Source organism: Dryocola boscaweniae, from assembly GCF_025215095.1.
Lineage (GTDB): Bacteria > Pseudomonadota > Gammaproteobacteria > Enterobacterales > Enterobacteriaceae > Dryocola > Dryocola boscaweniae.
This window is the reverse complement of the sequence record NZ_JALHAP010000081.1, coordinates 138,971-164,026: the sequence shown is the minus strand read 5'-3', so window position 1 is coordinate 164,026 and position 25,056 is coordinate 138,971. Positions and strand designations below refer to the sequence as shown.

Annotated in this window: 10 protein-coding genes; 3 read left to right on the top strand and 7 right to left on the bottom strand. The window is 54.0% G+C overall.

Going from position 1 to position 25,056, the window contains the following annotated elements; all coding sequences use genetic code 11:
- Positions 1 to 22: 22 nt before the first annotated feature.
- The 6 genes from MUA00_RS16345 to MUA00_RS16320 form a co-directional block, all read right to left on the bottom strand.
- Positions 23 to 15,220, bottom strand: coding sequence for an Ig-like domain-containing protein (locus MUA00_RS16345; RefSeq protein ID WP_271124085.1), 15,198 nt, complete (start codon positions 15,218 to 15,220; stop codon positions 23 to 25).
- Between the two features lie 213 nt (positions 15,221 to 15,433).
- Entirely contained in the window at positions 15,434 to 16,405 is a 972-nt protein-coding gene (locus MUA00_RS16340) for an OmpA family protein (protein ID WP_271124084.1), read from the bottom strand.
- Positions 16,406 to 16,476: 71 nt separating this feature from the next.
- A complete protein-coding gene (locus MUA00_RS16335) occupies positions 16,477 to 17,061 on the bottom strand; it encodes a helix-turn-helix domain-containing protein (RefSeq protein WP_271124083.1) in 585 nt (194 codons plus the stop codon).
- 29 nt (positions 17,062 to 17,090) lie between these two features.
- A complete protein-coding gene (locus tag MUA00_RS16330; RefSeq protein WP_271124082.1) occupies positions 17,091 to 17,477 on the bottom strand; it encodes a hypothetical protein in 387 nt (128 codons plus the stop codon).
- Between the two features lie 1,510 nt (positions 17,478 to 18,987).
- Entirely contained in the window at positions 18,988 to 20,628 is a 1,641-nt protein-coding gene (locus MUA00_RS16325) for an STY4199 family HEPN domain-containing protein (protein ID WP_271124081.1), read from the bottom strand.
- Positions 20,629 to 20,793: 165 nt separating this feature from the next.
- A complete protein-coding gene (locus MUA00_RS16320; protein ID WP_271124080.1) occupies positions 20,794 to 22,212 on the bottom strand; it encodes an aminotransferase-like domain-containing protein in 1,419 nt (472 codons plus the stop codon).
- 176 nt (positions 22,213 to 22,388) lie between these two features.
- On the opposite strand from MUA00_RS16320, the gene MUA00_RS16315 reads away from it, so the two are divergent.
- Together MUA00_RS16315 and MUA00_RS16310 are read left to right on the top strand one after the other, a co-directional pair.
- On the top strand, positions 22,389 to 22,562 hold the full coding sequence (locus tag MUA00_RS16315) for a DUF1127 domain-containing protein (protein WP_271124079.1): 174 nt from the start codon (positions 22,389 to 22,391) through the stop codon (positions 22,560 to 22,562).
- A 274-nt stretch (positions 22,563 to 22,836) separates the two neighbouring features.
- Complete coding sequence (locus MUA00_RS16310; protein WP_271124078.1) at positions 22,837 to 23,235, top strand: YdeI family stress tolerance OB fold protein; 399 nt, start codon at positions 22,837 to 22,839, stop codon at positions 23,233 to 23,235.
- Positions 23,236 to 23,276: 41 nt separating this feature from the next.
- Here MUA00_RS16310 and MUA00_RS16305 read toward each other — a convergent pair whose 3' ends face one another.
- Complete coding sequence (locus MUA00_RS16305; RefSeq protein ID WP_271124077.1) at positions 23,277 to 24,035, bottom strand: SDR family NAD(P)-dependent oxidoreductase; 759 nt, start codon at positions 24,033 to 24,035, stop codon at positions 23,277 to 23,279.
- Positions 24,036 to 24,154: 119 nt separating this feature from the next.
- On the opposite strand from MUA00_RS16305, the gene MUA00_RS16300 reads away from it, so the two are divergent.
- Positions 24,155 to 25,054: a LysR family transcriptional regulator gene (locus tag MUA00_RS16300; protein WP_271124076.1), complete on the top strand. Its 900-nt coding sequence runs from the start codon at positions 24,155 to 24,157 to the stop codon at positions 25,052 to 25,054.
- The last annotated feature ends 2 nt before the right edge of the window (positions 25,055 to 25,056 follow it).

The following is a 25,056-nucleotide window of genomic DNA, read 5'->3' as shown; positions in this document are numbered from 1 at the left end:
AAGCCACCGCCGTCTGTCTTACTTAAACAACATTCAGTCCATTCTGGATTATCAACTTCACAGTTGTGTCATCGTTATGAACATAAACATCGTAATCCACACCTTTTTCAGTTTGTGACCCAGAGGAGGTCCATACTGACTTATCAATATTTACCGTATCTTTTGCTCCACTCTTATTTGAATCGCCGTCGTCACCGGTGATTTTCAGTACATGCTCCGTTTCACCGTTATCTTTGGTCATTTCAAGAACATCATTGGCGCTAATAACCAGCGTCTGCGCAGCGTTATTTCCCATATGAATTCCTTCGATACTGCTAATTTTCGAAGAAACGCTTCCCAGCTCAAAGTTATTATTGGAATCCCACACCAGCGTGTCGTATCCGTCACCACCCTTGATAGAGGTGAAATCAGTGCTGTTAATAAACAGCGTGTCATCTCCACCTTTACCATCAATAGTGATAGCACCACGACCGTCCAGTGAATCGTCACCTTCTGTACCGTTCAGGTAGTACTGCGCCGGTTGGTATTCGATATGGGTTAAACCATCGCCATCATCAGACAGGCCCAGCGTTTCATTCAGGTCAACAATACGGCCCTTGATCGCCGATCCGCTGCCGTCGCCCACGCCCTTGTCGGTCCAGGTCACGTAAAGCTGACCGCCCTCCATAAAGGTGGCGTCCACTTCAACCTGGTTGCCATAGGTCAACTGGTTGATCTGCATCTGCTGCCCAACCTTGTTGCCATGGGCGTCGAAGTACTGGGCGTAAATACCGTTCGTACCGGCCCCCGGCGCCGTGTCGGTTGCCGAAATAAAGACGGCGACGAAACTGCCGTCGGCACGGCTTACAACCTGCGCAAGATGCTGATCGCCTACGGTAACGGTATTAATGAGGAACTCGTTAGAAACGGCCTGACCGCTGGCGTCATAGATACGTCCCCACACGCCGTAGCCGTTCTGGTCGGGACCACTTTTGTTATTGGAATCCCAGGTAACCACAAAATTACCGTTATCCAGCGCGCTAACGCTCGCAGAAGCCTGATCGCCATTGACGGTCTGGTTCACTACGGCGGCGCTTCCCGCGGTATGGGTAACCGGATCGTACATCAGCAGGCTACTGTCATAACCGCTTCCCCCCGTGGCAAAAACGATCGCGACTTTGCCGTCGCTGGTCTGTGAGACTGAAGGCAGCGGACTCCAGAAGTTGCTGTTGCCAAAAATACCGACACCTAATCCGGTAGAACTCAGGGTCATTTCCCCGCTGACCGGTGAACCATCCTCGCCGTACTGACGAGCGAAAATTTTATACTCGTCGTTGACAATGGCTTCCCACACCACCAGATATCCCCCGTCAGAGAGAGAAGTAATTTCCGGATGGGCCTGACCGGTTGCGCCAGCGCCAGAACTGATGTTGAACTCCGGCCCCACGGCCGTTAAGCCATTCACGTTGCCGTCGCTGTCATAAGTATAGGTATACTGCTGGCCCTTGATATAGTTGGCGCCGCCGGAAGCCGGACTGCTCCAGACCACTCCAATATTACCATTTTCCAGTACTACCGGCGTCAGTTGGTTACCCGTTACGGTGCTGTTAATCGTAAACTCGTTGCCCACCGGCTGGCCTTTGGCATCCAGCATCTGACCTCTGATTCCGGTACCTGAGCCGTCGCCGTTAGCAGATACCCATACTTCGAACAGTCCACCCGTTGGTAATGAAACCACCATCGGAGCGTTCTGATCGCCCGCCGTGGTGCTGTTAACGGTAAATTCAGAGTAATAAGCCGCGTTAGGATCAACCACGATCCCCTCGATGCCCATACCGCTGCCGTCCACGTTGTCCGACTGCCAGGAAATATACACATTGCCGTCGGCCATCAGCGTGGCGTCCAGGATGTGGGTTAAGTCCACGCCATCACCGACATAACCCTGATTGCCGTTGGTGGTGGTATTGACGATAAACTCGCGTCCCACCTTATGGTCGTGGGCGTCGTAGCGCTGCGCATAGATAGCCGAACCGCTGCCGTCGCCGCCCGCTGAACCCCAGACAATCAGATAGCCGCCGTCTTCCAGCGCCACGCCCACCGGCTTGTACTGCTTACCGTCGGTATAGGTGTTGACGATAAAGTCGCCGGTGCCCTGCACGGATACCGCGCCGGTAGCAGGATCCACCGTGTAATGCACTGCGCGTATGTCAGAGCCGTTAGCGCCGGAATCGTTGCTGTCCCAGTAGACCACAAAGCTGCCGTCTTTCAGGGTGATCACATCCGGGTAGTTCTGGCTGCCGTCCATGGTGGTGTTCACCTGGAAGGCATTGCCCAGCGGCTTACCGTCCGCGCCGAAGATTTGCCCCACCACGCCGGTTGAGCTGCTGTCGGACGGGCCAGAAGAGGCGTTCCAGACGGTGATATACATGCCGCTGTGAGCGCCGTCGGTGAAGGACGCCATTTCCGGTCCGCCGGAAGCGCCCATATTGTTTCCGGTTGCCACCACAACTTCACCGGTTTCCGGCTGGTTATCGTTGCCGTAGGTGCGCTGAACGATATTCTTGCTCTGATCCTGCCAGGTGATGATGTAGCCGCCGTCGGGCGTCGCCAGCACGCTCGGATTGTTCTGATTCCCACTCGTCGTGGTGTTCACGACAAACTCATCCGTTACCACCTGGCCGTCGGAGCCATAGCGGCGTGCGATAATGCCATCGCCATTACTGTCCAGCCCTCCATTCCAGGACTCATAGACGACCAGGAAGCCGCCGTCCGCCAGCGCCACCACCTGCGGACTGTCCTGGTTATTATTGGTACGCTGGTTGACCTGCTGCTCGGTACCGATTTTGTGTACGCCGTCTGCTTCATACAGTTGCATATAAACGTTGTTATCTGGCAGCAACACAGAACCGTCATTACTCTGCCAGATAACGACTATTCTGCCATCAGCAAGACGAGTAACCGTCGGGTTGGCCTGATCGCCCGCCGTGGTGGTGTTCACCTGGGTGCTTTCGTTCAGCAGATCGTAACCATCCAGCGCCGTACCGCGAATCAGAATTGGCACCCCCTGGTTACCCGCTGCGTCAGAAGCGGAGATATAACCTTTGTCGCCTACCCCCAGCGGGTTCGGCTCCAGATGCCATGCGCCTTTAGCATCCGCCACGGCAACATGTGAATTGCCTTTCGCATCAATGACCGTCACGGTTGCTCCCGGTTCGGTCTGGCCGCCCAGCCTGTCTGAATTGTTGACCGAAATCCCAACGTTTGGCGGCAGGCTATCGACCACAGCTTCAGCAGAAGGGGAGTAGTCAATGGTGGTCGGGTCGTCGTTTTTCGCCGTTTCCTGCTCCAGACCCAGAGTTTCCACCAGGTCCACGATGCGGCCCTTAATGGCTGAGCCGGCACCGTCCGCCACGCCCTGATCGGTCCAGGTGACATACAGTTGTCCGCCTGCAAGGAAGGTCGCGTCCACTTCAATCTGATCGCCATAGGTCAGTTGGTTAATCTGCATCTGCTGACCGACTTTATTCCCGTCGGCATCAAAGTACTGAGCATAGATGCCGTGAGTCCCGGCGCCCGGCGCACCATCCGTCGCGGAGACGAAGACCACTACAAAGCTGCCGTCCTCGCGGCTGACTACGATTGGCATGTGCTGATCGCCAGCCGTCGCGGTGTTGATCAGAAACTCATCCGACAAAGCATGGCCTTCGGAGTCGAAAAGCCGGCCCCACACGCCAAAGCCTGTCTGATCCGGTCCGCCGTTATTGTTGGAATCCCAGGTGACAATAAAGTTACCGTTGCCCAGCGCCGTCACAACCGGTGAAGCCTGATTATCGGACAGCGTTTGATTAACAACGATTGAGGTAGTCGTTGTCTTCGTTGCCGGATCGTACAGCATCACCGTGGCGTCATAACCGGTGCCTTTATTGGTGTAAGCAATAGCCACCCGGCCATCAGACAGCGTGGTAATAGAAGGCAGTGGATTCCAGTCGCCAGTAAAGGCGTTCCAGATTGTCGGTGAATTCAGCGTCGTGGTGGTCAGAACGGTCTGTTCCATCACCGGCGAACCATTCATATCGTACTGGCGTCCAAAGACTTGCCAGACGCCGTTGACCGCCGCCTGCCATACCGCCAGATAGCCGCCATCCGCCAGCACCGTAATGACCGGGTTGGACTGGTTATCTGCCGCCGTCCCGGAGTTAATATTGAACTCCGAACCGGACATCGTCGCGCCGCTAATCTGCGAATCGCCATCATAGGTGTAAGAGAACTTTTGTCCCTTGATGTAGACGCCGCTGCTCCACAACACTTCAAAATCACCGTTCGGCAATACCGCAACCTGCGGCATCAGCTGATCGCCTGAAGTCGTGCTGTTAACCGTAAACTCACCGCCAACGGGTTGCCCTTTGGCATCGAGGATCTGCCCTTTAATACAGGTTCCCGAGCCGTCACCGGTGGCGGACTGCCACACAACAATCGAGCCGCCGTCCGGCAGCGAAGCCACCGAAGAATGATTCTGATTGCCCGCCGTGGTGCTGTTAACGGTAAATTCAGAGTAATAAGCCGCGTTAGGATCAACCACGATCCCCTCGATGCCCATACCGCTGCCGTCCACGTTGTCCGACTGCCAGGAAACATACACATTGCCGTCGGCCATCAGCGTGGCGTCCAGAATGTGGGTTAAGTCCACGGTATCACCGCCGTAACCCTGATTGCCGTTGGTGGTGGTATTGACGATAAACTCGCGACCCACTTTGTTGTCGTTGGCATCGTAGCGCTGCGCGTAGATGGCCGAACCGCTGCCGTCGCCGCCCGCTGAACCCCAGACAATCAGATAGCCGCCGTCTTCCAGCGCCACGCCCACCGGCTTGTACTGCTTACCGTCGGTATAGGTGTTGACGATAAAGTCGCCGGTGCCCTGCACGGATACCGCGCCGGTAGCAGGATCCACCGTGTAATGCACTGCGCGTATATCAGAGCCGTTAGCGCCTGAGTCATTGCTGTCCCAGTAAACCACAAAGCTGCCGTCTTTCAGGGTGATGACATCCGGGTAGTTCTGGCTGCCGTCCATGGTGGTGTTCACCTGGAAGGCATTGCCCAGCGGCTTACCGTCCGCGCCGAAGATTTGCCCCACCACGCCGGTTGAGCTGCTGTCGGACGGGCCGGAAGAGGCGTTCCAGACGGTGATATACATCCCGCTGTGAGCGCCGTCGGTGAAGGACGCCATTTCCGGTCCGCCGGAAGCGCCCATATTGCTGCCGGTTGCCACCACAACCTCGCCGGTTTCCGGCTGGTTATCGTTGCCGTAGGTGCGCTGAACGATATTCTTGCTCTGATCCTGCCAGGTGATGATGTAGCCGCCGTCGGGCGTCGCCATCGCACTCGGGCTGTTCTGATTCCCACTCGTCGTGGTGTTCACGACAAACTCATCCGTTACCGCCTGGCCGTCGGAGCCATAGCGGCGTGCGATAACGCCATCGCCATTACTGTCCAGCCCTCCATTCCAGGACTCATAGACGATCAGGAAGCCGCCGTCCGCCAGCGCCACCACCTGTGGGCTGTCCTGAAAATTATTGGTACGCTGGTTGACCTGCTGCTCGGTACCGATTTTGTGTACGCCGTCTGCTGCATACAGTTGCATATACACTTCAGTCGCCGAAGTACCCGCCCCCTGCCAGATCACCACGATACGGCCGTCGGCCAGTCGGGTAGTTGTTGGGTTCGCCTGATCGCCCACCGTGGTGGTATTCACCTGGGTGCTTTCATTGAGCAGGTTATAGCTGCCCAGCGCCGCGCCCTGGAAGGCAACCGGATCGCCCTGGTTCCCTGCTGGATCGGTGGCGTAAATCTTACCGGAAACGCCCGCCTCAATCGGGTTCGGCGCGATTATCCAGCGGCCGGTATGATCGGCAACGGTGGTGAATTCTTTACCAGCACCATCAATAACTGTAATGGTTGCTCCCGGTTCAGACATCCCGCTCAAAGACTCAGCGGAGTTTCCAGAAATGCCTACGTTCGGAGGCGTAATATCTAACAGGAAGTCCCATTTCGCACTGGATTCACTGACATTACCTGCGGCGTCAGTCGCCGTGGCAGTCACACTGTGGGTACCTTCCACCAGATTGGTCGTCGGGGTGTAGTTCCAGTTACCGTCCTTGTCTGCAACCACCGAGCCCAGCACGTTTTCGCCGTCATACAAGGTAATTGTGGTGCCAGCTTCTGCGGTGCCGGTAAAGGTCGGCGCCGGATCGTCCGTCACGTTACCCTGGACCTGCGAGGTAAACTGAACAGAACCAACGTCATCCTGTATGGCAGTAATAACTGGCGCTTGCGGAGCTGTAGTGTCCACCGTCAGGGTCAGGGTGGCCTGCGCGGTGTTACCCGCAAGGTTGGTCACTTCTGCCGTCCAGGTGTGTTCGCCGTCTGCCACTTCGGTCAGCGGGAATTTCCATGCGCCAGTACCGTCTGCAGTAGCGGTACCCAGTACGTTGCCTTCCGCATCGCGGATGGTCACGGTGGCGCCTGCAAGCGTGGTACCCTGCAGTTCCGGCGTATTGTCGTCGGTCAGACCGCCGTTCAGTACCGCGCCGGTGATGCTGCCCGCGTCGTCGTTCGCCTGGTCGATGGTGATATCCACGCCGCTGCCGTCCACGGTGAAGCTGATTTCTTCTCCACGCGTTTCGTTGCCTGCCGCGTCGGCTATCTTGGTCTGGTAGCTGTGCTCGCCGTCGCTCAGGTTCGCCAGTGCCAGCGTCCAGTTGCCGTCTTCGCCCACCACCACGCTGCCTGCCGGCGTGGTTGCACCGTCCAGGTATACGGTGACGGTCGCGCCCGGCTCGCCAGTGCCGCTCAGTTGCGGAGTACGGTCATCCGTCACGCCGCCGGCTGCCACTGCACCCTGCACTTCGCCCTGATCGTCAAGCAGTTCTGCGGTTGCCGCTTCCGGTGCTTCGGTATCCAGCACAATCGGGAAGGCGCCGGTTTCCGCAGAGGAAACGCCTGCCGCATTCACGGCGGTTGCCGTCAGATCGTAGGCACCGTCCGCGCCCAGCTCTGCCGTAGTGATGCTCCAGCGGCCGTTTTCGTCCGCCACGCCTTCACCTGCCAGAACACGGTTGCCTTCACTGTCCGTCGCCCAGATCTGAACGGTCATATCAGGACCCGCGCTGCCGTTTACCGTCAGCGTACCGTCGTTGGTGACCTGACCTTTCTGCAGGAAGCCGGTATCCGCATCTTCCCCGTGGGTGTAATCATCCACTACGTTCTCAATGGACGGCTGCGCCGGCGCGCTGGTCAGCAGGTTGAAGTCCCAGCCTGCATCCGCCGTGCCGCTTACCTGCGGACCTTCGTTGCCTGCCGCGTCCACTGCCGCCACCGTGAAGGTGTGGCTGCCGCTCGCGAGGGCGCTACCCGGGGTAAAGCTCCATGCTCCGGTGCTCTGATCCACCGCCGCGCTGCCAATCAGCTCGCCGTTGTCGTAGACGTTGACGCTCACCACGCCGTCCGCCAGACCTTCGCTGCTGATAACGCCGCTGTAGGTCGGCTGTGCATCATCGGTCGTGCTGCCGTCGTCGATGGTGCCTTTCACCGGACCGACATCGTCGATCAGAGTGATGCTGCCGCTTTCAAACGCATTCTCACCCGGTGCGGTAGTGTCCACCGTAAAGTTCCAGCCGCTGTCAGCGGTACCACTGACCTGCGGGCCTTCATTACCGGCTTTGTCCACCGCAGAAACGGTAAATTCGTAATCACCCTCAGCCAGATCGGTCTCCGGCGTGAAGCTCCAGCGGCCATCTGTACCCACTTCGGCTGAACCGATCAGAGTGCCCTTATCGTAGATATTGACATGATCGATATCTGCGGTTGCCTGGCCTGCATAGGTTGGACGAGTGTCATTCGTTTTGCTGCCATCGGCAATCGAGCCGGTAACAAGCTCAACATCATCCGTCAGCGTAATGCTGCCGCTGACAATGCCAGAGGTAATGTTATCCGGTGGCGTGCTGTCCTGCGGACCATCCACAATGGTGGAGTTGGTATTACCCGCCGGATCGGTGGCCACCACGGCTACATCGGTATCACCCACGCCAATTGGGTTTGGCTGCATGCTCCAGTTACCCTCTTCATCCGCTACAGCGGTGGAGGTACTGCCGTCTGAAGGATCGGTGATGGTGATGGTTGCACCCGGCTCTGCCGTACCGCCAATTTCATCCGTGGTGTTGGTGATAATCACCGGAGCTGTCGTGCTGGTATCCAGCGTGAAGTCCCAGACAGTGCTGCGTTCACTTTCGTTACCCGCCGCGTCTGTGCTGGTGACGCTGATATTGTGCTCGCCATCGACCAGGTTTGTGGTCAGGGTGTAGTTCCAGTTGCCGTCATTGTCAGCGGTTACCGTGCCCAGCACGTTGTCGCCGTCATAAATGGAGACTACAGTGCCTGGTGTTGCCGTACCGGTAAAGGTCGGCGCCGGATCGTCCGTTACGTTGCCCGGAGTGGTCCAGACTTCCTGCACGGTACCCACATCATCTTCCATAGAAGTGATAGTCGGTGTTGCTGGTGCAGTGGTGTCCACCGTCAGGGTCAGGGTGGCCTGTGCGGTGTTACCCGCCGTGTTGGTCACTTCTGCCGTCCAGGTGTGCTCGCCGTCCGCAACTTCAGCCAACTGGTACTTCCACATACCGTTGTTATCTGCAGTAGCGGTACCCAGTACGTTGCCTTGCGCATCGCGGATGGTCACGATGGCACCCGCAAGCGTGGTGCCCTGCAGTTCCGGCGTGCTGTCGTCGGTCAGACCGCCGTTCAGTACCGCGCCGGTGATGCTGCCCGCATCGTCGTTCGCCTGGTCAATGGTGATCTCCACGCCGCTGCCGTCCACGGTGAAGCCGACTTCTTCTCCACGCGTTTCGTTGCCCGCAACGTCTGTGATCTTGGTCTGGTAGCTGTGCTCGCCGTCATCCAGAGTGCCCAGCGGCAGTGACCATTTACCGTCTTCGCCCACCACCACGCTGCCTGCCGGCGTGGTTGCGCCGTCCAGGTATACGGTGACGGTCGCGCCCGGCTCGCCGGTGCCGCTCAGTTGCGGGGTACGGTCATCCGTCACGCCGCCGGCTGCCACTGCGCCCTGCACTTCGCCCTGATCGTCAAGCAGCTCTGCGGTTGCCGCTTCCGGTGCCACAGTATCCAGCACAATCGGGAAGACGCCGGTTTCCGCAGAGGAAACGCCTGCCGCATTCACGGCGGTTGCCGTCAGGTTGTAGGTGCCGTCCGCGCCCAGTTCTGATGTGGTGATGCTCCAGCGGCCGTTTTCATCCGCCACGCCTTCGCCTGCCAGAACACGGTTGCCTTCGCTGTCCGTCGCCCAAATCTGGACCGTGGTTCCCGCCTCGCCGGTGCCGTTAATGGTCGGTGTGGCATCGTTGGTGGCCTGGCCTTTCTGCAGGAACCCGGTGTCGGGGTCCTCGCCCTGGCTGTAATCATCCACTACGTTTTCAATGGACGGCTGCGCTGGCGCGCTGGTCAGCAGGTTGAAGTCCCAGCCTTCGTCTGCCGTGCCGCTTACCTGCGGACCTTCGTTGCCTGCCGCGTCCACTGCCGCCACCGTGAAGGTGTGGCTGCCGCTCGCCAGGGCGCTGCCCGGCGTGAAGCTCCAGGCACCGGTGCTCTGATCCACCGCCGCGCTGCCAATCAGCTCGCCGTTGTCGTAGACGTTGACGCTTACCACGCCGTCCGCCAGACCTTCGCTGCTGATAAGGCCGCTGTAGGTCGGCTGTGCATCATCGGTCGTGCTGCCGTCGTCGATGGTGCCTTTCACCGGACCGACATCGTCGATCAGAGTGATGCTGCCGTCCTCGAATGCATCCGCACCCGGTGCGGTATTGTCTTGTGGACCATCCACTACGGTGGAGTTGGTGTTGCCTGCCGGATCGGTGGCCACAACGGCTACATCGGTATCACCTACGCCAATTGGGTTTGGCTGCATGCTCCAGTTACCGTCTTCATCGGCCACAACGCTGGCGGTACTGCCGTCTGAAGGGTTAGTGATGGTGATGGTTGCGCCCGGCTCTGCCGTACCGCCAATTTCACCCGTGGTGTTGGTGATAATCACCGGAGCTGTCGTGCTGGTATCCAGCGTGAAGTCCCAGACAGTGCTGCGTTCACTTTCGTTACCCGCCGCGTCTGTGCTGGTGACGCTGATGCTGTGTTCGCCATCGACCAGGTTTGTGGTCGGCGTATAGCTCCAGTTACCGTCTTTATCTGCAACCACCGTGCCCAGCACGTTGTCGCCGTCATACAAATTAATCGTAGTGCCCGCTTCTGCGGTGCCGATAAAGGTCGGAGCAGGATCGTCCGTTACATTGCCCGGAGTGGTCCAGACTTCCTGCACGGTACCCACATCATCTTCCATTGAAGTGATTGTCGGTGCTGCCGGAGCTGTGCTGTCCACCGTCAGGGTCAGAGTGGCCTGCGCGGTGTTACCCGCCTTGTTGGTCACTTCTGCCGTCCAGGTGTGCTCGCCGTCAGCCACTTCAGCTAGCTGGAATTTCCACACGCCAGCATCGTCTGCGCTAGTGGTGCCCAGCACGTTGCCTTCCGCATCGCGGATGGTCACGGTAGCGCCTGCAAGCGTGGTGCCCTGCAGTTCCGGCGTGCTGTCGTCGGTCAGGCCGCCGTTCAGTACCGCGCCGGTAATGCTGCCCGCGTCGTCGTTTGCCTGGTCAATGGTGATCGCCGCGCCGCTGCTGTCCACGGTGAAGCCGACTTCTTCTCCACGCGTTTCGTTGCCTGCCGCATCGGTGATAATGGTCTGGTAGCTGTGTTCGCCGTCATCCAGGGTACCCAGCGGCAGCGTCCAGTTGCCGTCCTTATCCACCACCACACTGCCTGCCGGCGTGCTTGCGCCATCAACAATCACGGTGACGGTCGCGCCCGGCTCGCCGGTGCCGTTCAGTTGCGGGGTACGGTCATCCGTCACGCCGCCTGCTGCCACTGCGCCCTGCACTTCGCCCTGATCGTCCATCAGATCGGCTTTGGCCGCTTCCGGAGCAGTGGTGTCCACCGTCAGGGTCAGGGTGGCCTGTGCGGTGTTACCCGCCGTGTTGGTCACTTCTGCCGTCCAGGTATGCTCACCGTCTGCCACTTCAGCCAGCGGGAATTTCCATGCGCCTGCGCTGTCCGCCGTAGCGGTGCCCAGTACGTTGCCTTCCGCATCGCGGATGGTCACGGTGGCGCCTGCAAGCGTGGTGCCCTGCAGTTCCGGCGTGCTGTCGTCGGTCAGACCGCCGTTCAGTACCGCGCCGGTGATGCTGCCCGCATCGTCGTTCGCCTGGTCGATGGTGATTTCCACGCTGCTGCTGTCCACGGTGAAGCTGACTTCTTCTCCACGCGTTTCATTGCCTGCCGCATCGGTAATAACGGTCTGGTAGCTATGCTCGCCGTCATCCAGGGTGCCCAGCGGCAACGTCCAGTTACCGTCTTCGCCCACCACCACGCTGCCTGCCGGCGTGCTTGCGCCATCAACAATCACGGTGACGGTCGCGCCCGGCTCGCCGGTGCCGTTCAGTTGCGGGGTACGGTCATCCGTCACGCCGCCGGCTGCCACTGTGCCCTGCACTTCGCCCTGATCGTCCATCAGATCGGCTTTGGCCGCTTCCGGCGCCGTCGCATCCACTGTCAGAGTCAGGTTCGCCTGTACGGTGTTACCCGCCTTGTTGGTCACTTCTGCCGTCCAGGTGTGTTCGCCGTCTGCCACTTCGGTCAGCGGGAATTTCCACACGCCAGCATCGTCTGCGGTGGCGGTACCCAGCACGTTGCCTTCCGCATCGCGGATGGTCACGATGGCACCAGCCTGTGTCGTACCCTGCAGTTCCGGCGTGCTGTCGTCGGTCAGACCGCCGTTCATTACCGCACCGGTGATGCTGCCCGCGTCGTCGTTCGCCTGGTCGATAGTAATCGTCATGCTGCTGCTATCCACGGTGAAGCTGACTTCTTCTCCACGCGTTTCATTGCCCGCAGCGTCTGTGATCCTGGTCTGGTAGCTGTGCTCGCCGTCGCTCAGGTTCGCCAGTGCCAGCGTCCAGTTGCCGTCTTCGCCCACCACCACGCTGCCTGCCGGCGTGGTTGCGCCGTCCAGGAACACGTCTACGGTTGCGCCCGGCTCGCCGGTGCCGCTCAGTTGCGGATTACGGTCATCCGTCACGCCGCCGGCTGCCACTGCACCCTGCACGTCACCCTGATCGTCCATCAGATCGGCTTTGGCCGCTTCCGGTGCTGCGGTATCCAGCACAATCGGGAAGATGCCGGTTTCCGCAGAGGAAACGCCTGCCGCATTCACGGCCGTTGCCGTCAGGTTGTAGGTGCCGTCCGCGCCCAGCTCTGATGTAGTGATGCTCCAGCGGCCGTTTTCATCCGCCACGCCTTCGCCTGCCAGAACACGATTGCCTTCGCTGTCCGTTGCCCAGATCTGGACTTTCATGTCAGGACCTGCGCTGCCGTTTATCGTCGGCGTGCTGTCGTTTGTGGCCTGACCTTTCTGCAGGAAGCCGGTATCCGCATTTTCCCCGTGGGTGTAATCGTCACTCACGTTCTCAATGGACGGCTGCGCCGGCGCGCTGGTCAGCAGGTTGAAGTCCCAGCCTGCATCGTCGGTACCGCTTACCTGCGGACCTTCGTTGCCTGCCGCGTCCACTGCCGCCACCGTGAAGGTGTGGTTGCCGCTCGCCAGAGGGTTGCCCGGCGTGAAGCTCCATGTTCCGGTGCTCTGATCCACCGCCGCGCTGCCAATCAGCTCACCGTTGTCGTAGACGTTGACGCTTACCACGCCATCCGCCAGACCTTCGCTGCTGATAATGCCGCTGTAGGTTGGCTGCGAATCATCGGTCGTGCTGCCGTCGTCGATGGTGCCTTGCACCGGACCGACATCGTCGATCAGAGTGATGCTGCCGCTTTCAAACGCATTTTCACCCGGCGCGCTATTGTCCAGCGTAAAGTCCCAGCTATCGTCAGAAGTACCACTGACCTGCGGACCTTCGTTGCCTGCCGCGTCCACTGCCGCCACCGTGAAGCCATGGCTGCCGCTCGCCAGATCGCTGTCCGGCGTGAAGCTCCATGCTCCGGTGCTCTGATCCACCACCGCGCTGCCAATCAGCTCGCCGTTGTCATAGACGTTGACGCTCACCACGCCTTCCGCCAGACCTTCGCTACTGATAACGCCGCTGTAGGTCGGCTGTGTATCATCGGTCGTGCTGCCGTCTGCAATGGTACCTGTCACCGGACCAACATCGTCGGTCAGGGTAATGCTGCCGTCCACGATGGCGTTTTCGCCCGGCGCGGTAGTGTCTACCGTGAAGTTCCAGCCGTCATCTGAGGTGCCGCTGGTCTGCGGGCCTTCGTTACCGGCTTTGTCCACCGCAGAAACGGTAAACTCATGGTCACCTTCAGCCAGATCGGTCTCCGGCGTGAAGCTCCAGCGGCCGTCTTCAGCCACTTCGGCGGAACCGATCAGTTTGCCATCATCGTAGATATTAACGTGGTCGATATCTTCGGTAGCCTGGCCGCTGAACGTAGGGCGGCTATCATCTGTCACGCCGCCATCAGGAATATTTCCGGTAATAGCACCGACGTCGTCCGTCAGGCTCAGAGAACCGTCAACAATGCCTGAAGTGATGTTATCCGGGGTGTCCGAATCGATAACAAAGTTCCAGCCGCTGTCAGAAGTTCCGCTCGCTCGTGGACCTTCGTTACCGGCTTGATCTATTGCAGATACGCTATATTCGTGGCTTGAGCCGTTCGCCAGATCTTTCTCCGGCGTATAACTCCACGTGCCGTCGCTGTTAACTTTTACGCTTGCGACAAGTTTGCCGTTGTCATAGATGTTGACATGATCGATATCACCGGTTGCCTTACCTGAATAGGTCGGGCGAGTGTCATTCGTCTTATCACCATCTTTAATGAGGCCAGTAACCGGTGCAACGTCGTCAACCAGGGTAATGGAATCAACAACGATGCCCGAGGTTTTATTATCAGGAGGCAAAGTATCGATAGTGAATGTCCATCCGGCATCGTTGGTGCCGCTAACGCGCGCACCTTCATTGCCAGCCTTGTCTACGGCAGCAACGGTATATTCATGCGTAGAACCTTCCGCGAGGCTGGTTTTTGGTGTAAAGCTCCAGCGGCCATCGCTGCCAACTTTAGCGCTGCCGACAAGCTTGCCGTTATCGTAAATATTGACGTGATCAATATCGCCGGTCGCTTTACCGGTATAGGTAGGGCGGGTATCGTTGGTTTTACTGCCGTCTGCGATAACGCCGGTCACAGGAGCGACATCATCCACCAGGGAGATGGAACCCTTAACGATGCCGGAAGAGATATTATCAGGCACGGTTGTATCTGGACGCGTTACATCAACAGGCGGGGAAACGTTACCTGCAGGATCCTCAGCGACCACCGTCGCCTCATTGCCGCCTTCTGCTACCGGGTTAGGTTCAATGCTCCATTTACCGTCTTCATCCGCAACAACTGTAGTGGTTTCACCCGTTTCTTTGTCGGTAACGGTAACTTTTGAACCCGGTTCAGCGGTTCCTGCCAGATGATCGTCATCGTTAGCGGAAATCACCGGTTTTTCAGGCGCGGTATTATCTTCGTATTTACCGGTCACCGTAGAGGAATTGCCGTCAGAATCCGTTACCGTAACGGTGATAATACCGTTTGGCTGAGAGGTAGGCGCTTCGATAGCCCAGTTACCCTCTTTGTCTGTCTGCGTGGTAACGGTTGTGCCGTCCGGAAGGGTAATAACGACTTTTGAATCAGGGCTGGAAGAGCTGCCGGTGATTTCAGGACGCCCGTCTTTATCCTTATCGGTAGCCGGATTGATAACAATACTTATTTCGTGATCGTCAGCGGGCTTGGAATCTTTATCTTTAAACGCAGCATAAGCAAGACCGCCAATACCCGCAGCACCTGCGCCAAAAAGCAGGAACGGTAACCATGCGAACTGGTTATCATCAGCAATAGGATCGGCAAAAGCAGAAGGCTCGCCTCCTAATGCCGCCTCGCCGGATCCCCCATCCATCAGCATCGGCGCGTACTCATTTACGTCGCCGGATACCGGAATATATTCATAGTACTGTCCATTTTCAGCCTGGCCGATTAAATGGACTTCGTCATTTTCGTAATAATCTTCGAGAATAACGTCAGCGGTATCTTCGCCGTCAAAAAAGAGCACAAGATTGTTGCCAACGCGCTTAGTCATCAGAACCTGTGGCCCCTGACCTGTCGCTGCATCAATCAGCTCAATATTTAATTTACCGTGTTTTGGGACCTGAATAACTGTCGCAGCATTGCTTTGTGCGTTGACTTCGTGTGATGAAACGATCCCTCTAGTTCCACGTATATTAATTTTTACCATGGCAACCATATTAATTTCCTTTGAATACAATAATAGCAAGGATTAACTTTGCGAGTTTTAATGGGTATCTAATGTTGCAGTTGAGTTCATTGCAACACCATAAACTTCGATTTCGACCCTCCTGTTTGGCTGATTACAACTCGTAATATCGGCAACGTTTGAATATTTATCGCAGTCAGTAACTAAAAGATTTGACTCTCCCATTCCTTGCGATGAAATAACATCATCAGACAATCCAGAAGCGCGAAGCTGGTTAGCAACCGTCGCGGCACGTTTTTCTGACAGATATTTATTTTCTGCGTCACTTCCTACCGGATCGGCATAACCTTTAACAATTATTTTATCGATAGACATATAGCTTTTAATGATTTGCTCAGAAAGCTCTGCTAATGATTCAGTGGCTCCTTTCACCATTCCCTGCACATCATGACGGGCAAATTTAAACAGGGCAGAAGAGTTAATGGAGTAAATCTCAGTAGGACAGGCTTCATCTTTTGCTACGCGAGAAATAGTATGCGCCTGAATATTCACGTTATTCAGGACCTCACGCGCCATATCGACGTTGACCCAGCGAGCAAAAACTTTCCCGTTACTGTCCGTGGCGACTTGATAAAAATAAATCTCCCCGGCTTGCAGCGCAGGCGTCACATCTTCAACAATTGCCGACTGTGGATTTTTGCCGTTCGGTAAGGCGTCAATAGAAACTGATAACTTCTTTTTACCCGGACATACAGGGAGAGCGATACTCTGATGTTCCGGCATAAGGCTGGCGTGGTACTGGCCATTAAAAAAGATGTTTAATGGCTTAGCCATCAGATCATCGTTGTTTTTTGTGAGTCGAAATACAATGACTCGGGCTCGGGAGCTTTCTACACGAAATTGATTCGGCGTTGGCTCTGCATCCATAACCCATGTCAGTTTACTGTCATTAGATTTATGGTTTATCTGAGCATGGGCATTCGCACCATACGTCAGCATGGTAAATAAAATAAGTAAAAACATTTTATTAATATAACGACTACGCGCCATGATTTTTGTTACCCTCTTCAGTATGTGTGTGTTTAATAGCTATTAAAACTAACCCTGCGCGCTTGTCACAGTTAAAAACAGAACCCTCCTGGCGCTCTTGATATATACCCCCGCACATAGGGAATTGATTTTAGACTGATCCTTCCCACGCCTAACTTCAGCAATGCACGAGCCTTGTAAGCTGATATTGTCTTGATAGACAGGTTTAATTTGTCAGATATCTCTTTTTGTGAATTCCCTTTAAAAAGATAATAAAGAATAGTTAATTCTCGGGATGAGAGCCTGGAATCATTACTGCCCACTTTCCGCTGTGGTTCTTTAGAAAGCTGATTCAGCATCGAGATGATTTTCTCAATACTGGTTCGCCTGGGTATCATCGATACAAAATTATTTCTATATAATTCACCGTTGCAAAAATGGCCAGATATGCAGAAGATTTTTACTAAGCTATGAACTTCCACATTCATAATGCTTTCCAGGCAATCATTAATCCGCTTTGCATCTGCAAATACGACGCATGATGAACCGCGATGAAATAATTCTTTGTCTATCTCATCTTCAAACCGCAGTATGTGGGTAGTATACCCAGCATGGGTCATTAACCGGACCATTCCTTCCGTAAAATACATATTCTCAGAAAGAATATACACTCTCATAATAAGAGCTCCCTGTTAGAGTTAATCCATTAAGTACCGACGAAATAGAGAGGACGTACAATGCCTTTTTTTAGGGTATATCCTTTAGAGTCAAATGTTTCTATTCTCAGGATAAGGTCATGGGGACCACCGAGCATGACAAGCCGAAACTTCAGAGATTGCATAACCTGCCACAGCCGTTGGCTGGAAGACCTCAATCCGTATGAATCCCACACATCAAAGAGAATCTGTTCGTTTGTTACGATATTCCCATTCGCGTTCTCCAGGAGATAAAGAAACAACCTCAACATTGTGTCTCTGAAGGTAAAACTATTAAGTGGTCGGCCGCTGTCGTCCAGTTTTGTCAGTTTCTTACGTGCAAGCTCGAAATGGATATTTTCTCCAATGTAGTATCCGGCAAGTTCCTTTCCCATCATAATCCTGTCCTTTCTCTAAACCTCTAAACTAAAATTCCCGCATAAGACAAATGAGGTCATCAATAGTATTATTTTAAAACAAAAAAGAAAGTAATAAGTTATCCATCAAAACACTCAAAACATAAAACCAGAAAAAAACCAAAAGGTAAAATATCTATCTATTTAAGGCTGACACTCAAAAACAAACGCAAAAACATGAGAACATTTCACTGGCCGAACCCCCTAAAACATCACCAATAAATAATAAAAATAAAACTCCAAATTTTACCCGACAGCAGTACATCTCTCTGATGAAAACGGCTGCGCTGCTCTTTAGACACCACTATCATCTGCTGTCAAATGCAAATCAACACGAATCATTTTATTAAGAACTTTTTATTTATTCGTGATAAACAAAGTATACAGAAACATTTTAAAAAAGAATAAAATCAATGAGTTACAACCAAGTATCAGTTTCTCAAAAAAATCTCAAAAAACCTTAATACCGTTTAATGCCTCTGGCCAGGAACTTTTCAGAATTATCCACAACCCCTGATAATGAGAAATTTTGCGTTATATACAACTTCGCTACTCAAAAGTTTCATCGGGGCACAAAAAGGCACAAGCTGCTTAACTAAAAGTAAAAAATAAACAAACAGGCTGCCTGAGAGTGAGCAGAGCGGTAAGCTTCCCCCAGCCCTCATTTTCATTAAACAGAAGCCCTTTTGTTCCTTGATATATAAGGCATTAACTTAACAAGCAGTGCAAGGCGTCGTCATTTTGCAGAATTTTGTTCTGTAAAAAATCGAAGCGCGCGAGAAAATATCACTATCACAAATAGCCAGCCGCTGTGTGAGCAGCCATAAATAGTCGGATTTTTCTCGCATCAGGCGTTTTATTCGTCCTTCCGGTAGCCCAATACCTGTGAAAAGGCTCCAGCCCATGCATTTCAGTACGATGTAACATTAGCGTCTATTTTTCTTTCCCTGTTTATCTGGAGATAAAGCGTTTCATAACGCCCGCGATGCAAGCAGCGCTTATCTGAAAATGTCCTGGCACAAACGTTTTGGCAATAACATAGATATTTATGCTGTAGAAAATGCGGGGATCCATAAACCGGGCATTAAGACTTCACGTTAAATAACACCTTAATAAAGCCTTAAAAAACTTCTTTCTAGCTTAATTATTACTTCAACAGGTATTAAAAAGCGGCTTCCTATAAATGAGCCATGGGCTCATCTAAAAATCAGTATCGCTTATTACCCGTAAGAGTAATTAAAAACCGATGTTTTAAAAGATTATGTGACAAAAGCCTTAACGAATTGCATTACGGCTTGTTATTACAGCTATTGATTTTCTATGATTATCATCGCAGATAAGCTTGAAATACTGCAGGCGGGAATAAAAGAGTTTGTCGTCATTACTTCTGCGATAGTTGGTGAATGGCGTGGGAGAAATTTTGACATGCCAACGGCACTTGCGTTTATCTCCCCTACGATGACAACAGTAGGGGATAAACAGTCATTACCTTTTAACGTAAGGCGTTATAAATTGCCTGCTGAATCTCCACTTCATCTGTATTTAGCGGCTCAGGCTGCAGGCCTTGCGCTTTAGACTCTTCATATCGTCTCTTTTGGGCGGCCTGGCGCAATAAGGCTCTTTCAAGCTCTTCCTTCTGACGTTTTATAACACCCGGCGAGCTGCAAAAAGCTTGCAAAAACTGCTTACGCATTGACGTCAGACTTTGCCCGTCTTTCATCGCCTGGCTAGTGGTATTCACCATTCTGCGGCAAGGACGTAATTCATCCATTTGCTTGCGATATTGCAGCAGCGTTGTCAGCGCATCGCGATAATCTGCCGCCAGGGCAGATTCAGCGTAAGAAGCTTTCCAGTTCATTCCACCCTGCATAAATAAGCGGATGATACGTGAATCCCCACGCTCAATAGCCGAACGCAGACTGTTTTCATCCCAGGCGATCCCCATATTTGCCAGCATGTCACGCGGGCTGTCATTTTCAGGCGGACGATCGGCAGCCATAGCCGTTGTTATCACGCGAGTTTGAGCTGCGTCTTGCGGGGGGCGGGTCGCATCATTAACGATAAATAACGCGAAAATCACCATCCCGACAATCACCACGCCGACCATAGCCCAGAGTGCTACGGAGGCTGTTTCCGCAGCATCGTGATGCTTGTTGGCGTTACGCAAATCCGGGCGGGCGATGGTATCGCTGATATCTTCGTTATCGCCGCCGTTTGCCGCATGTTTTTTCTGCGCCTGGGCGATAAACTCCTGTAGCTGAGGCTCTTCCCCTACCAGCAAAGCCGCAGGATTGACTTTTGTGCGCCCTTCATCAAAAGCGCGCTGAACCGGCGAGCTGGTTTCCCGATAATAATTATCCAGTAAGGCTATCTGTACCGTAGTGAGAGGGCGTTGCTGCATCAGGTCGTTACGGATCTGACGAATATCATCGAGGAAGGTTTGCAAAGTTTTGCGCTTGTCGATAAGCAAACTGAGCTGTGGAGCATTTTGATAGAGCGCCGCATAGTGTCGGGCAAACTCCTTTTTATCCACCAGCAGAAGCGATAACTCGCTAAAACGCAGGCCGCTGAGAATATCCCCTCGTTCGGCATTTTTAAGCCAGCGCCGGACTTTATCGGCACCGAACTGGGTTTTAAGATGATTAACCAACTGCGGCTGGCTGCCCCAGGCGCGGTTTATCAGCCCACGGAGCATTAACTCCAGCGCGCGAATTTGCCGCTGCGCCATCTGCTGCTGCTCTCCACCTTCGACGGCCAAATCGGTGGAATAACTCAACAGCGGCTGTTTGCTGCGTACAAGTTCGAGGTAGCTTACAAAACGCAGCGCGGAAATCAGTTGGTTATCGCTAACCTCCTGCCCGCTTTCATACTGCGGCACAAGCTGTTGCAGATGACGTAACGACAGCGTGAACTGCGAGATCTCCGCATCGTTAAGATTAAGACGACGCGCCACCGCAGCCCAGCTCCCCATGCTCTGCCGGGCTTGCTCAAGCTGTTGAAAAAACCATTGCGGATCTTTGCCATCCGCGGCGCGAATTTTAAGTAACGGAAGGATTTGTAACGACGCCTGACGAATCACACTCAGGCAAGTTTCAAACTTATCCCGTGTCAGCAGCTGTGCGGTGCTGGTCATGATTATCCTTTATAAGGTAATTGGCGCATAAGCGCCTGACGCGGTTTAACGCGCCGTCCATCAACGATGGTATTTTATTGTTATTGGCTTTGGATACAGATGCGCCATTAAACCGAATCTTAGCGCAACTGCTTCTGGTTCTATGCCCTAAAAAGAGAGGGAAAATTAAGCATTTTCCAGAACGTAGCTTAATGCTTCACCCGTTTTACGCAATGCCGCTTCGATTGAGGCGTCGACCGGCAAAGCATAGTTCAAACGCAGGCAGTTACGGTATTTCCCTGAGGCGGAAAGCAGCGAGCCGACGGCAATATGGATATTTTGCTCCCGCAAAGCGCAACAAACAGGCACGATATCGATATTTTCCGGCAGTTCGACCCACATCATAAAACCGCCCTGCGGCCGACTGACGCAGATGCCGCACGGGAAGTATTGCCGCACCCGACACGTAAACACATCAAGGTTTCGCTGATAATGCTGGCGCATCCGGCGCAGATGACGATGGTAATTACCGTTACGAATAAACTCCGCAACCGCCATCTGAGCAAAGGTACTGGTGCTGCCGGTGACGATATATTTCATGTGTAAAGCACGATCGAGATAGCGCCCCGGCACAATCCACCCCACGCGCAGCCCTGGAGCCAGCGTTTTAGAAAATGAGCTGCACAACAGCACGCGACCATCCAAATCGAGGGATTTGATCGTCATCGGACGTGGATATTCGTAAGCCAGCTCGCCATAAACATCATCTTCAATAATCGCGATATCAAAGCGTTGCGCAAGGTTGAGCACCGCTCTTTTGCGTGCTTCCGGCATAATAAATCCGAGCGGGTTATTGCAGTTCGACACCAGAATCACCGCTTTGATAGGCCATTGCTCCAGCGCCAGCTCCAGCGCTTCGACGCTGATACCCGTCACGGAATCCGTTGGTATTTCAACAACTTTTATGCCGAACGCACGCAGCATTTGCATGGTGCCGTGAAACGACGGCGATTCCACCGCCACAATATCGCCCGGTTCACAGACCGCGCGAATCGCAATCGACAGCGCTTCGTGGCAGCCGTTGGTGATAAGAATATCTTCAGCGGTGGCAACGCAACCGCTGTCTAACATCAGGCGGGAAATCTGCTCGCGCAGCGTGCGCATTCCGTACACGCTGTCATAGCCGAGCAGTTCAGCTTCCTGGTGCTGTGCGATACGGCTTAGCTCGCGCCATAAAGGCTTGATGGTGGGTTGCGTTACGTCCGGCGCTCCGCTGCCGAAAGCAACCACGTCGCATTCCTCGCGGGCAATGAGTTGTTCGAGCACTGCATCCCACTGGGTAATCTCAACCGGACGCTGTACCGGCCGGGTCAGTTGGGGAACCGGCGGCTGCGCTTTGCGTTGAGTGACGAAATAGCCGGAACGCGGCTGCGGTGAAATAAGCTGGCTGTCTTCAAGAATATGATAGGCCTGCTGAACGGTGCTGATACTGACGCCGTGCTCGCTGCTAAGACTTCTCACCGAAGGTAATCGCTCACCGCTGCGATACAACCCCTGTTCGATGCGTTCCGCCAGCAAAGTGGCAAGATGTTGGTAGCGCGTCATGCTGTATCCTCACAGTTAGCCATACAGAACCTGAAACCAGTACAGAGCGATGGAAAAAACGCCATTCAGTTCATGTTTTAGCGTTTCTGTATGTTAAATAAAAGTGATTTTTGAATCTGTATGCCTTTTGCAGGACAGCGCATGATGAACCCCGACGCAAGCAGAGGAGAAACATCATGGGCTTTGATGAAAATCGTTCCCGCAAACCTTTTTATGGCTTTGTGATGGTTTATCAGTATTTCCGGCAAAAATGGTTGCAGCGCCAGACCGCGCGGACCTTACAGAGACTCAGTAAAGAACAATTACGCGACATTGGGCTGACCCAGGATGATCTGGCACGCTGGAAATAATTTTCCCTGACGGCGCCTGATATTGGCGCCGTTATTATTTGCTGCTATCTATGGAAGAACATTCAACCTGCAAATAATCAGGTATAACAATGCACATCGCAGATTTACCCTTTAGCACAACCGACTGGGCAGCCCTGCCCGCAACCGAATATCCCGGCATCAGCGGCGCAACGTTGTTTATTGCGGACTAACCGGTTCCCGCTTATAAGACGGTTTCCAAACCTTATGCCAGGCTTAAGAGGTGTACCCAGAAGCTCAAGCTTAAGGAGAACCTATGAAGAAAGTTCTGGTGATAGCGGGACTCAGTGCCGTACTTAGCCTGCCGGTGATGGCAGACGATCAGGGTGGCTTTAAAACCGATGCCGCTCCGCCGCCTCCGCATGCCATGGATAAAGGCTATCGCGGCATGGAAGACGCTAAAGGGATGACGGTGGTGCAGGCGAAAGCGATGCACGACGGGGCGAGCATATCGCTGACCGGCAACATCATTAAAAAGACCGGCGAAGACAGATATCAGTTCAGGGATAAAACCGGCACCCTGGATGTGAATATTCCGCTAGCCATATTTGATGGTCGCAAGCTCAGCCCCGACGAACTGGTAGCCATTAACGGGACGCTGGATAAGAAACAGAAACCTGCCGTGATGAAAGTGGATCACTTTCAGAAGCAGTAAAAGCTAAATGCAGGGTGGAGATGCATTATCCACCCTGTCTTTTACAGGAACATCCCACCTGAAACCTCAATACGCTGCGCGTTCGCCCAGCCCAGCTCATCGCTCAGAATGGCTGCCATCGCATTTCCGATATCGTCCGGCTGCCCCACCCGGCCCAGCGCAGTTTGCGCGGCAATAGCGTTACTGACCTGTTCATTATCGCGAACCACGCCGCCGCCAAAATCTGTCGCAATGGCTCCCGGCGCAATAATGTTTACCGCAATACCGCGTGCGCCTAACTCCTTGGCCTGGTAACGCGTCAGCACTTCCATCGCCCCTTTCATAGCGGCATAAGCGGCTTTGCCCGGCAGAGCAAAACGGGTCAGGCCGGTTGATACGTTCAGAATGCGGCCGCCGTTTTTAATCAGCGGCAGCAGATGCTGCGTCAGAAAGAAGGGACCTTTCAGGTGGATGTTCATTAATTCATCAAACTGCGCTTCGGTTGTTTTTTCGAACGATGCATCCAGGCCGATCCCCGCATTGTTTAATAAATAATCAAACGAGTCGCGTTGCCAGACATGCTGTAGCTGCTGTTTTACTTCCGCCGCAAAATCTGCAAATCCCGCACTTTCAGCGACGTTCAGTTGAATAGCCAGCGCTTTTACGCCTTTTAGCTCAATTTCACGCACCACATCCTGCGCTTCGGCCTGGCTGCTGTTGTACGTCAGGATAATATTGATTCCTTTCTCCGCCAGCCGCAGAGCGGCGTTTTTACCCAGCCCGCGGCTTCCGCCGGTCACTAACGCGATAGATTGTTTCATGATTTGCCTCATTGGTTGCTGTCCGGTGATTGAGGTAAAGCTTATTAGCTGCTACAAAATCAATAAAGACTGCCAGGTGCGCATCACTGTTTCACTATCAACAATAATGTGTGGCAAAAGTGGATAAAATACATGCAATGCAACTGTTCATCAGAGTAGCCGAACTGGAAAGTTTTTCTCGGGCGGCAGACACTCTGGGACTTCCTAAAGGTAGCGTATCGCGACAGATTCAGGCGCTGGAAAGCCTGCTTGGCACGCGTTTGCTCTATCGAACCACGCGTCGCGTCCAGCTCACTCAGGACGGTATGGTTTACTACGAACGCTGCCGGGATTTACTGGCAAACCTCGAAGAACTCGATGGTCTTTTTTTGCACGATCCATCAAGCATCAGCGGGCGGCTGCGGATAGATATGCCTGTGTCGGTGGCGAAAAATCTCGTCATGCCGAAATTACCGGCGTTTTTACAGCAGTATCCCGGCATTGAACTGGAGCTTTCCAGCAGCGACAGAATGGTGGATGTAGTACGCGAAGGTTTTGATTGCGTAGTAAGGGTGGGTCAACTGAAAGATTCCGGCCTGGTCGCGCGAAACCTTGGCAAACTAACGCAAATTAACTGCGCTAGCCCAGATTATCTGGCGCGTTTCGGCTATCCGGAAAAGCTGGAGGATCTCGCATCTCACGCCGTGGTGCATTATGCGCTCAATCTCGGTACGCGCCCGCAAGGCTTTGAGCTATTGGTTGATAAAACCACCCAGTGGATTAAAACCGGCGGCGTCATCACCGTAAACAGCACTGAAACTTATCATGCGGCCTGCCTCGCCGGGCTGGGGATTATTCAGGTGCCGCGCGTTGGCGTAAAAGATCTGCTGAAGAGTAAAAAACTGATAGAAATCCTGCCGCAATATCGCGCCGCACCCATGCCCGTTTCGCTGCTTTATCCGCATCGTCGTAACCTTTCGCGCCGCGTCCATTTATTTATGGAATGGCTAACAGGCGTAATGAAAGCCTATGTAGATTAGTG